The following is a 10,307-nucleotide window of genomic DNA, read 5'->3' on the forward strand; positions in this document are numbered from 1 at the left end:
CTCAGCGCGCGAGGAGCCCTCTGGCGATGTGGGTCACCTGGATCTCGTTGCTGCCCGCGTAGATCATGAGCGACTTGGCGTCCCGCGCGAGCTGTTCGACCCGGTACTCGGACATGTAACCGTTGCCGCCGAACAACTGCACGGCTTCCATGGCGACCTCGGTGGCGGCTTCGGAGGAGTACAGCTTCATGGCCGACGCCTCCGCCAGCGACAGTGGCTTACCGGCCCGCGCACGCTCGATCGAGTGGAAGACCATGTTCTGCACGTTGATCCGCGCGACCTCCATCTTGGCCAGTTTGAGCTGGATCAACTGGAAGCGACCGATCTCCTGGCCCCACAAGGTCCGATCGCGTGCGTAGTCGATGCACAGCCGGCGGCACTCCTCGATGATGCCCAGCGCCATGATCGCCACGCCCGTCCGCTCGGCCGTGAAACTCGACCGCGCCGACTCGCGACCGTCCCCACCGCGGCCCTCCTCGGACTCCCCGAGCAGCCGATCGCGGCCCAGGCGGACGTTGTCGAAGAACAGCTCGCCGGTAGGGGAGCTGTGCAGTCCCATCTTCGCCAGCGGCGGGCCCTGCGTCAGGCCGTCCATGCCCTTGTCCAGAACGAACGTGAGGACCTTGCGGTTACGCTTGTCCGCGTCACCGGTGCCCGGGCCCTCGTCGAGCTTGGCGTAGACGATCATCACGTCGGCGTACGGGCCGTTGGTGATGAACGTCTTGCGGCCGTTGAGGATGTAGTCGTCGCCGTCGCGCCGCACGTAGGTGCGCATCCCGCCGAAGGCGTCCGAGCCCGAGTCCGGCTCGGTGATGGCCCAGGACGCCACCTTCTCCATGGTCATGATCCCCGGCAGCCAGCGCTCCTTCTGCGCGAGCGTGCCGCGGGACGCGATCGTGGTGGCGCCCAACCCGAGGCTCACGCCGAGCGCCGAGACGAGCCCCATGCAGGCCCCGGCCAGTTCGCTGATCACCACCGCCATCATGGAATCGCGGCCACTGAGGGCGTCGCCGGAACCGCCCGCCGCGTCGCCTTCGGCCCGCGCCCGTTCCTTCGCCAGCATCTTCTCCACGCTGTCGCGTGACATGGCGTCGATCCCGAACTCGGCGAACAGCTTCCGGATGATCGGGTACGGCGTGACCTCACCACTCTCCAGGGCGTCCAGGTTCGGACGGATCTCCTTGGCGATGAAGCCGCGCACGGCGTCACGGATCATCAGGTCGGTCTCGGACCACTCGAACATCGACGTCTCGTCTCCTCGGTATCGGGCGCGCCGCCTTGATCTGCAACACGTCGCAGCTCAGTGTGTCGTCGAACGGCCCCGCGGAGGTGGGATTGCCCCGAACGGTCGCGCTCGTCAGGCACACTTTCGGCCATGAGTTCTCTCCAGGACAGTGCGTCTCACCCCGCGGGCCGGGAGCAGCTCGGCCGGATCGGCCTGTGGACCGGCTCGCTGGAGGGACTGACGCCGGCGGCGATTCCCGACGTCCTCGGGGAGCTCGACGACCAGGGCTGGGGCTCGCTGTGGTTCGGTGAGGCCGTCGGCCGGGAGGCGTTCACCGCCGCGCAGCTGTACCTGGGCGCCACGCGCCGGATGGCGATCGGCACCGGCATCGCCGCTGGTCGAGCGCCACCGCGGCCACCACTACGGCCGGCCGCTGTCGGCGATGCGCGAGTACCTCGACGCGCTCGACCGGACGCAGCCCATGGCGGCGGGTGAGGACACGATGCCGCCGGTCGTGCTCGCCGCGCTCGGCCCCAAGATGCTCGAGTTGTCGCGCGATCGCACCGCCGGCGCCCACCCGTACCTGACGCTGCCCGAGCACACCGCGCGGGCGCGCGAGATCCTCGGCGGGACCGCCGACGACGGGCCGGCCCTGGTCGTGGAGCACGCCGCGGTGGTGGCCGAGGGGGTCGACGACGACGAGGTGTGGCGGTCGCGGGCCCACGATCACCTCAACGTCTATACGGGCCTGCCGAACTATCGGAACTCGTGGACCCGGCAGGGGTTCGACGAGTCGGACTACGTGCGCGGGGGCAGCGATCGGCTCAAGCACGCGATGGTCACCCGCGGGGTCGAGGCGACGCGGGCGCGGGTGCAGGAGCACCTGGACGCAGGGGCCTCGACCGTGCTGGTGCAGGTGCTCGGCGAGAACGTGCTGACGCCGCCGGTGGAGGACTGGCGGATCGCGGCCGAGGGGCTGCTCGGCTGACGCCTGGCCCGACAGGTTTTGCCGACTGGAGACGCGTCGGTTGCCAGACGTTGCGGCTGTTACCCGATCACGAACCTGCGAGCTGGCAGGAACTCACCGCTGGCGACGCTCGTAGATCTCCCTAGTGCTACTCAGCAGCAGCGGGATTTGTTCGAGTACACCCGTGCGGGACGGAACGCCGCCAACGATCGCTGCTGTGTCACAGGGTCTAGTTAGCTACTTATGAAACGCCATCCCGTCGGGTCTAGGGTGTATTGATACACAGACCGGGCGAGAGGGACTTCTGGTGGCTGATCGGATCGGGACGTTACTGAACCGTTCGGGTGATGGTGGCGAGGAGGTGCTCATCGTCAGCCGCGGGAGCGTGCGGACTCGGTTCCGGCGCCGGGACGAGCTGGGTTGGAACTTTCGGGTGGAGTCGACGGACTCGGAGAACGTCATCGAGCGGAAGTCGGAGCCACAGCCGGGCCCGAAGTCGACTCGTCGGGCGTCGCGTCCGCGTGGGCAGCGGGTCGCGTACGTGCGGGTGTCGGCCGCCGATCAGAACGAGGCGCGTCAGCTCGAGGCGGTGGGGGAGTGCGACCGGGTTTACGTCGAAAAGCAGTCCGCTCGCTCTCGTGCCGATCGTGTGAAGCTAGAAGAGTGCATCAGATATCTGCGAGACGGTGACGAGCTGGTTGTTGCCTCGATGGACCGTCTCGCACGATCCCTCGTTGATCTCAAGCAGATCGTTGGCGAGATCACCGCGAAGGGTGCGAGCGTGGAATTTGTCCACGAGCGGGCCACTTACGCCGCCGGCGCCCAGGATCCTCGAGCGGATCTGATGCTCTCGCTGCTCGGGGCGTTCGCCGAGTTCGAGCGGGCCATCATCCGGGAACGCCAGGCTGAGGGCATCGCCATCGCCAAGGCGAAGGGCAAGTACAAGGGGCGAAAACGCGTCCTGACGGCCGAGCAGATCGAAAAGGCTCGGGCCCGCGTCGAGGCGGGGGAGGGGCCGTCGGCGATCGCCCGAGATCTCGGAGTGGGTCGATCCACCCTCTACCGGGCACTCCAGCGACAGACATGAGCTGGACTTTCAGGCGAGAATCGTGCCATCTCAAGCGGGGCGATCAGGCAGTGTCACATAGACCGTCCAGAATCTGCCTCTGCTGTTCGAGATACTTCTGGAGATCTACGACTTGGGGGTTCCTGGAGAAATCGATGGGGAGTTCGGTGTCATTCGCTGCGGCGAGGTCCCTGGTGTAGTCGGCAATCGGCTGCATCAACATCAGTAGGTTCGGGTTCGTAATCACCTCGCGCAGGCGCTTGCCTGGCAGGGATTGGACTGCGGACCACGCGGTCTGGAGATCGTCGATCACGACGCCCGTGACGGACCCATCTCCCGTCTGAACGACGTAATGCTGCAGTGCGGACCAGAAGCGCCGGATGCTCTCATCGCTGGCGGCCTTCCTCCTCCGCGCTTCCCGACCGGCGAGGGCGACCGCGCCGACCGTGACGGCTGCGGCGATGCCTACACCGCCGGCTGTGACCGGGTTGGCTCTTGCCAGTGCGAGAGCGCGGTCTGCAGCGGAGGAGCCCGCGGCCGAGCTCTTCTTCACGGCTGCGACAGCTCCGGCCGCAGCGGGTGAGCTTGTTGGACCGTCGACTTCATCGAGGAACGCGAAGAATTGTCCAGCCAAGGTGCGGACAACACTGCCGTTGCGGACCAGTTGCCCGGCCGCGATACCTGCCGCAATTTCCGGCGGTATCGCGAGACGCACATCCACCATCTGAGCTGCCTACTTCCCTTACCTGAAGCGCCCTCTGGTGGCGCTTGATCTTTAAGAACAATAGTTATCAGAAGGGACCGTCACGAGAGGGCGAAGAGAGGGCCATCGACGAGCATTCCGGAAGCCATCCAGCAGCCTGAACGCACGAGGCGATCGCCTCGATGGGCGCAATCGCTCTACCGCTAGCTTGGCGTGCTGAACATTTAGTCGCCAGTTGCCTGGCGTTCTGACAGAGGATCTGAGAGTCGGTGACCTGCGCCTGAGTGGGACGGGATCCACACTGACGGTGATCTCTCACGGCCAAGGAAATGAGAGTGTGTTGTCTGTCGGCGACAGAGCGACCTTCGGAGGACTGAATGCATCGGATCATCAGTTACGCCCCGGAGTACCGGTCTGCGTTGTTGAACCTCTCGCTCCGGGCCTGGGAGCCAGTCTTTCCGGTGGTGAGGAACGAAGTGCCGGGCTTCGTGTACGGCGCGTTCTACCCGAACGGATGGCGCGAGAGGCAGCTCAAGGACTTGTCGGAAGTGCTTGACAATGAACCTGAGAATGTCGATGTCGCGGTTGATGAGGGGCGGCCAATCGGATGGGTGTGCACTCGCTTGCACCCTGACGACAACATGGGCGAGGTTTTTGTCATCGCTGTTGATCCCGACTATCAGCAGCGGGGGGTTGGGCGTCATCTCCTGGAGCACGCGTTCGCCCGAGTTCGCGAGGCGGGCATGGCGATGGTGATGGTCGAGACGGGTGGCGATAGCGGGCATGCGCCTGCGCGAAGAGTGTACGAGTCGCTCGGCTTCGAACCGTGGCCCGTTGCGCGATACTTCAAGCAGCTTGATCGGTAGGAGACACGGGGCTCCTTTAGCGCGGTGTCGGTCGAAAGTGTGGGATGGGTTGTCCACCGGCGACGCACGCGCCTCCGACGTGTGAGTAGACGAGGGCTGGGGCCGATGGTGTGGCGATCAAGTTTGCCCGGGCCGTTGAGCGCCTACCTGCGGTAGGCGAGTAGTGCTGCGTGGGGACGATGTCCAGGATCGTGTCGGTGCTCCTGGTGGATGATCGTGAACCCTGCTCGTTGAACGGTCTCGAGCATGGTTGTCAGGGGCCAGGTGAAGGCGGGTGCCACGGCGTGGGGGAACTCTTCGACTGAACCGCCCCAGGTTTCCCACCGCTCCCTATGTGGGTTGCAGCTCTCGGTTGAGAGCGGCGTAGTAGCTCTGCTCGAACTCGACGGGCGGGACGTAGCCCAGGCTCGAGTGGAGCCGATCATTGTTGTACCACTCGACCCATGCCGCGGTGGCGAACTCGACCTCGGCGAGCGTCTTGTACGGTCCCTCGTGGAACACCGACGACCGGATGCACTCGGCCTTGTACAGGCCGTTGATCGTCTCCATGAGGGCGTTGTCGTACGCTTATCCGACGCTGCCGATCGACGGTTCGATCCCCTCAAGCGCGAGTCGTTCGGTGAACGCTACAGATGTATACTGACTGCCCGCATCCGAGTGGCTGATCAGCGACTTCGGCGCGATCGGGTGCCCCTCGCGGTCGCGTTGCCACAGCGCCATCCGCAGCGGTGTCATCACCAGGTCCGTGGCCATGGTGGTCGCCGCGTTCCAGGCGACGATGCGTTGGGCGAACACGTCGACGATGAACGCCACGTAGGTGAAGCCGGCCCACGTTCGTACGTAAGTGAAGTCGGCGACCCATACCCGGTCCGGGCGATCTGAGGTGAAGTCCCGGTCCAGCAGGTCCGGTGCCCGCACAGCGCCGGAATCCGGGGAGGTCGTGTACACCTTCTTGGCCCTGACCACCCCGGATAGACCGAGCGTGCGCATCGCCCGGTCAACGGCTCCTGGGCTGGCTGTGGGCAGGCCAGCGCGGCGGACCTCGGCGAGCATCTTGCGGCGCCCGTACAGGCCCGCTGGCTGCATCTTCCGGCGTCCCTGCGCATCGGGCTTCCACACCAGCTGGCGGACGACGTCCTCCACTTCGGCGTCGCTGACGACCCTGGCCGCTACCGCCCGCCGGGGGGAGGTCCACTCGCGATAGGTGCGTGCGGCGATCTTCAGGCCTGCTTTGCGCAGGCCTCGGCAGACCGACTCGACCGCGTGCCCCTCGGACCTCATCTGCTCGATGAATTCACAGATCATCGGTTGCGGGGGTCGAGCTCCCCCGCGAAGAAAATCGAGGCCCGGCGCATGATTTCCAGGTCCTCGGTCAGCCGCCGGTTCTCGGCCTTGAGGCGCTTGATCTCGGCGGCCTCCTCGGTGCTGACACCGGGGCGCGCTCCGGCGTCGATGTCGGCCTGCACAGCCCACCTCCGCACGGTCTCCTTGCCCAACCCCAGTCGGCGGCCCACCTGGTCACAGCAGGCCGTCAGCGACGCGTACTCCCCGCGGTGCTCGGCCACCATCCGCAGTGCCCGCTCCTTGACCGCGGGATCGATCTTCTTCGGCATACAACCATCCTCCTCGACTCGAAAAGGAGGCGGCGGGAAACCTGGGGCGGTTCACTCTTCGACCTCGTCCCCGTCGAAGAATGCGAGGAGAAGTTGCCCTCCCGGCGCCATTGATTGGTACATCGTTGTCAGGGCGGTGGGTACCTCTTTGGGGTCTAGGTGGATAAGGGAGTACCACGAGAAGATCCCGTCCAGAGGGCCTGCCAGGTTGGTCAGGTCGTCGATGGACCCTTGGCGGAACTGCACGGTCGGGTAGGTGCGCTTCGCGTGGTCTATGAACTCTTCAATTGGGTCGATTCCTATGGCGTTGATCCCGGATTCGGTGAGGTAGGCGGTCCAGTGGCCGGGGCCGCACCCGATGTCGACTACTCGTCCTGAACACTTGCGGGCCCAGCGGTCAACCAGGTCTCGGTCCTCGGGTGCGGTTGAGCTGATGTGGCCGAGGAGGTTGATGTATTCGTGCGCGCGGGCTGAGTAGGCCGCATGCACGGGGTTGGGGTGGTCTGGAGTGCGTGGTCGGCTGTTCATGCGGGCCATCCGTTCACGTTAGGCCGCGGGTGTCGCACATGGTCCTCGTCAACGCCCGTCGTCTGTGCTGCACGAGCGTGCTACACCGGCACGGGTCGGGTTTAGGGTGCGAACTGGGGCGTGTCCCCGACACGGGGAGAGGGCAACAGGCATCGCGTTAGGCGATCGTCATACGCGACATGGGAACATGGAACCATCTGCTCGGCGACTCCGTCATTCAGTGTGGAGTCTCGTGGTGAGTTCTCCCTCCCGCGGACTGCAAAACCTACGCTTACGCTTGCCTCACGGCCAGTGGACAGGTTTCGCTGACTGACAAGTAATCCGTCTAACAGGCAGAAGGGAGCGGAAATCGCTCCGTAGTCATTCAGAGGCAGACTAAGACGCTTTCGCGGCATTCGATTGCGCAAACGTTCATCGATAACGAAGGGAGTGCACTATGAATCTAGTTCGTCATCGTAAAGGGCAAGGGGCATCTCCTAGGCATGAAATAACTATCCTCTCTGGGGTGCAGAACGGAGACCATCTGGGGGACGGCGAGGCGGTGGAGGACCTGACTTTGACGAGTTCTGCCCTCCTCTATTCGGATCATGTAACTCTTTACTCGATGACTGCCGCACTTCTGCGCCAATTGCGAAGTATGTCGAATCTGCCGGAGGAATATTCTGCAAAACTGCTTGTTGATGTCATGCTGACTAGCGAGCACCCCGCATACAGCACGAGTGAATTATCGGCTATTTCGGAGCAGTTAGGGGCGCTGATTGAACTGAGGGAACGGACCAGTCGACGCGATAGGCGCGTTCCCGGGTCCAAATACAATCTCCTAAAGAAAACACTCAAGCCAATCGCTGAAACGCTGCGCAATCAGAGCTTCGATCTCTGGAACGCGCATGGGGGGGAGCAGCTGGAGGAGGCTGAATCGGCTGGGCAGCTCACGGTGATGACTTCTTGGGTAGACGACCTGTTCAGTGGCGGGGAACTGAGTCAGGACGCCGTCATCAAGATCATTAACGAGCAGGTGTCCGAATCCCGCGGATCAATCATGTTTGATTCGATGATGGGCGGGCTGGTCTCCGCGGCCCAGAAGGAGCATGTGATATCAGTTCCTACGGCTAGCAGATACGGTCTCCGGAGAACCGCGACGGGGACAGCGATGATCACATATCTACCGTCTTTTGCTGGGGCGACAATCTCAGATGTGTTGGAAGCGAAACGGCAGATTCGAACCCCGCTTGGCGCCTATAAAAACGCAGTTAAAGAGCTTGAACAGCGAATTAGTGCAGATGTATTGGACCCAGGGGCCTTCGAGGAAGAAATCGATTACCTTTGGCACGATGTCGTAGAACCCCAACTGGGCGAGCTGACCTCGGCTTTTCAGGACACTAGGTTGCCGCGTGTCTCCGCAGCGGCAAGTGGCTTAGTTAAGGGGGTTCTGCCACCTGGTCTTATATTCCTAGTGGGTTCCCAGGCTGCCGCCCGAGGTGTTTTGACATCAGACGACGTGGAAAGGATAGCTAGCCTTGTCGAAAGCGCAGGCATCGAGCCCTTGCTTACGGTCGATAGTTTTATCGGGGCATCAGTTGCGGGAGGGGTTGCGGGGGCCGTTAACGGTTGGCGGGAGGCGGCCAAGTCCCTTAATGCAATTCGGAACAATAACCTTTTCTACCTCGTTGACACAAGCCTATCTCTGTCGAGACGTAAATAGTCGGTGGGCAGCGTCGTGGGCAAGGAATCGGCGCAGCTCGGTACTCCCCTTTTATAGCTTGTCATAAGCACTGGTTAGCGGAGTCGCAGAAAGGCCCCAAGAATGAGGTGTGGCGGCAAACGTCTCCTTGGCGCAGTGCGCCAAGTGACTGGTTCTGGAAAGATGTCATGAGGAAGCCTTCTCTACGATTAGGCTCGCATCACCGCGAGGAGACCCGTCATGTTTGGATTGTTTGGAAGACCCCCTAAAGGAGATCGTACGCCAGTTCATGAGTGCGGGTATGCCTACCCCCACCACAGTGATCAGCCTCATTACCATGTCGGACATCCGCGTAAGAAGACACAGTCAATGACTAAGGGCACTGGCCCCTTCGACGGTGATACCCGGTACGCGAACACAGGGGTTCCTCCTAGCCCTCCGGGCACTAAGAATCCTCCACTGGCCAGGTAGCAATAGAGGGGATGAGCGTCCCACTTCCAACGGTCGCCTCAGCACTTGCCCAGCAGGGGCAATCCACCACGAACGCATGCTCATGGCCTAAGCCTCCGGCTCATCTGGCTCTCCTTCTCGAAGCGGCTGCAGCACACCGGTCCGTAGATTGGTATGACTCGATGACGTCTTCTCAATGCGCGCATTTAACGCTGACGATGCCGTCTCGCTCGGTTCTCCGGCGTGGTTGTCGAGGTACGCCACGAACATCGCGTCCCATTCGCCTTTGGAGATTGCGAGGTAGGCGGTGGCTCCGCAGGCCAGGTGTGTGCCTTCTACAACGGTGTCGGCCTCGCGTTGCAGGGCTAGTCCTTCGGCCATCCAGCCGAGACGGTCGAAGCCGGGTTGCCATCTAGGTGGTTCGCCCCGCTCGATTGGGAGGCCGACGAAGTTCTCGGTGTACTGGAGTTGCCAAGCGTCCAGCTTGTCCCAGATATCTCCGGCTGAGTCCACCACATGGCCACCGTAGCGCTCCACGTTGGCTTTGATTGCAGCCGACAATGTCGACAGTTCGGGCGGCATCTGGCTACTGCCGAATGGTTGAAACGGCATGGCCCTCCGGTCGATCACGTCTGTCCTACCATCGAGCTTGCGATACCCCGACCGGTCGGGAACTTCGGCGTCGACCCGATCGATGACAGTCTGGGGGACCGAGTCGAAGAAGGTCGCTTCCACGTAATAGTAGGGAAGCTCGTTTCTGATGAGATCGGCCAGGCTGAGTCCTTCGAGAGCGGTGTCGACGAACGTTGAATCACCGACTGCCGGCAGATCGCAGCAATAGGCATGCGCACACCGTGCGAACTCTCTCACCCAGGTACGGATCCTATTGCCGAGGTCGTTGGTGAGGAATAGCGACTCCGAAGTGGGAAACAGTTCCCATCTCGATGGATCGTTGCCCACCCAGTTCGCGAACGGGCTGTTACCTCCGAAAAAGGCGTACTCCAGGGTTATTTCTGATGAGAGCTGGAGCCATGGTGCGGCTCCCGAGAGAATCGATTCGACGATGAAGTTCGCGTCGGCGGCGCGACCAGTGATGCCGTAGTTCATGTACGTACCCCACGCACTAGAGGAGCCGATGGACGAATCCGTCGGGCGCGGGGCTACCTTGTCCGGGACAGTACTCGGCCCGTCGGCAGGAGCGCTACTAG

General features: G+C 62.9%; 9 protein-coding genes and 1 pseudogene. 5 read left to right on the top strand and 5 right to left on the bottom strand.

Annotated elements, in window-relative coordinates; all coding sequences use genetic code 11:
• Nucleotide 1: 1 nt before the first annotated feature.
• Entirely contained in the window at nucleotides 2-1,243 is a 1,242-nt protein-coding gene (locus tag DCI01S_RS11760) for an acyl-CoA dehydrogenase family protein (protein WP_061229398.1), read from the bottom strand.
• 132 nt (nucleotides 1,244-1,375) lie between these two features.
• Here DCI01S_RS11760 and DCI01S_RS17900 point away from each other — a divergent pair, with 132 nt between their 5' ends.
• From DCI01S_RS17900 to DCI01S_RS16810, 3 genes are all read left to right on the top strand, one after another.
• Nucleotides 1,376-1,720, top strand: coding sequence for a hypothetical protein (locus tag DCI01S_RS17900; RefSeq protein WP_244881715.1), 345 nt, complete (start codon nucleotides 1,376-1,378; stop codon nucleotides 1,718-1,720).
• On the top strand, nucleotides 1,668-2,213 hold the full coding sequence (locus tag DCI01S_RS11765; protein WP_244881716.1) for an LLM class oxidoreductase: 546 nt from the start codon (nucleotides 1,668-1,670) through the stop codon (nucleotides 2,211-2,213). Before DCI01S_RS17900 ends, DCI01S_RS11765 begins: the two co-directional genes overlap by 53 nt.
• Nucleotides 2,214-2,499: 286 nt before the next feature.
• Nucleotides 2,500-3,279, top strand: coding sequence for a recombinase family protein (locus DCI01S_RS16810; protein WP_082767778.1), 780 nt, complete (start codon nucleotides 2,500-2,502; stop codon nucleotides 3,277-3,279).
• Between the two features lie 43 nt (nucleotides 3,280-3,322).
• On the opposite strand, the gene DCI01S_RS11775 is transcribed toward DCI01S_RS16810, so the two are convergent.
• Nucleotides 3,323-3,982 carry a hypothetical protein gene (locus DCI01S_RS11775; protein WP_156482587.1) on the bottom strand — a complete coding sequence of 220 codons (660 nt, stop codon included), beginning with the start codon at nucleotides 3,980-3,982 and terminating at the stop codon, nucleotides 3,323-3,325.
• 356 nt (nucleotides 3,983-4,338) lie between these two features.
• On the opposite strand from DCI01S_RS11775, the gene DCI01S_RS11780 reads away from it, so the two are divergent.
• Nucleotides 4,339-4,827: a GNAT family N-acetyltransferase gene (locus tag DCI01S_RS11780; protein WP_061229400.1), complete on the top strand. Its 489-nt coding sequence runs from the start codon at nucleotides 4,339-4,341 to the stop codon at nucleotides 4,825-4,827.
• A gap of 330 nt (nucleotides 4,828-5,157) precedes the next feature.
• Here the strand turns inward: DCI01S_RS11780 and DCI01S_RS11785 are convergent.
• Both DCI01S_RS11785 and DCI01S_RS11795 read right to left on the bottom strand, forming a co-directional pair.
• A pseudogene (locus DCI01S_RS11785) lies at nucleotides 5,158-6,440 on the bottom strand (IS3 family transposase).
• Between the two features lie 51 nt (nucleotides 6,441-6,491).
• Nucleotides 6,492-6,977 (bottom strand): class I SAM-dependent methyltransferase, encoded by a 486-nt coding sequence (locus DCI01S_RS11795; protein WP_082767779.1) that lies wholly within the window; start codon nucleotides 6,975-6,977, stop codon nucleotides 6,492-6,494.
• A gap of 496 nt (nucleotides 6,978-7,473) precedes the next feature.
• On the opposite strand from DCI01S_RS11795, the gene DCI01S_RS17250 reads away from it, so the two are divergent.
• Nucleotides 7,474-8,670 (top strand): hypothetical protein, encoded by a 1,197-nt coding sequence (locus tag DCI01S_RS17250; RefSeq protein ID WP_156482588.1) that lies wholly within the window; start codon nucleotides 7,474-7,476, stop codon nucleotides 8,668-8,670.
• Between the two features lie 537 nt (nucleotides 8,671-9,207).
• Here DCI01S_RS17250 and DCI01S_RS17255 read toward each other — a convergent pair.
• Nucleotides 9,208-10,206: a hypothetical protein gene (locus DCI01S_RS17255; RefSeq protein ID WP_156482589.1), complete on the bottom strand. Its 999-nt coding sequence runs from the start codon at nucleotides 10,204-10,206 to the stop codon at nucleotides 9,208-9,210.
• Between the last annotated feature and the right edge of the window lie 101 nt (nucleotides 10,207-10,307).

Origin of the sequence: Dietzia cinnamea NBRC 102147, assembly GCF_001571065.1 — a bacterium.
Taxonomy (GTDB): domain Bacteria; phylum Actinomycetota; class Actinomycetes; order Mycobacteriales; family Mycobacteriaceae; genus Dietzia; species Dietzia cinnamea.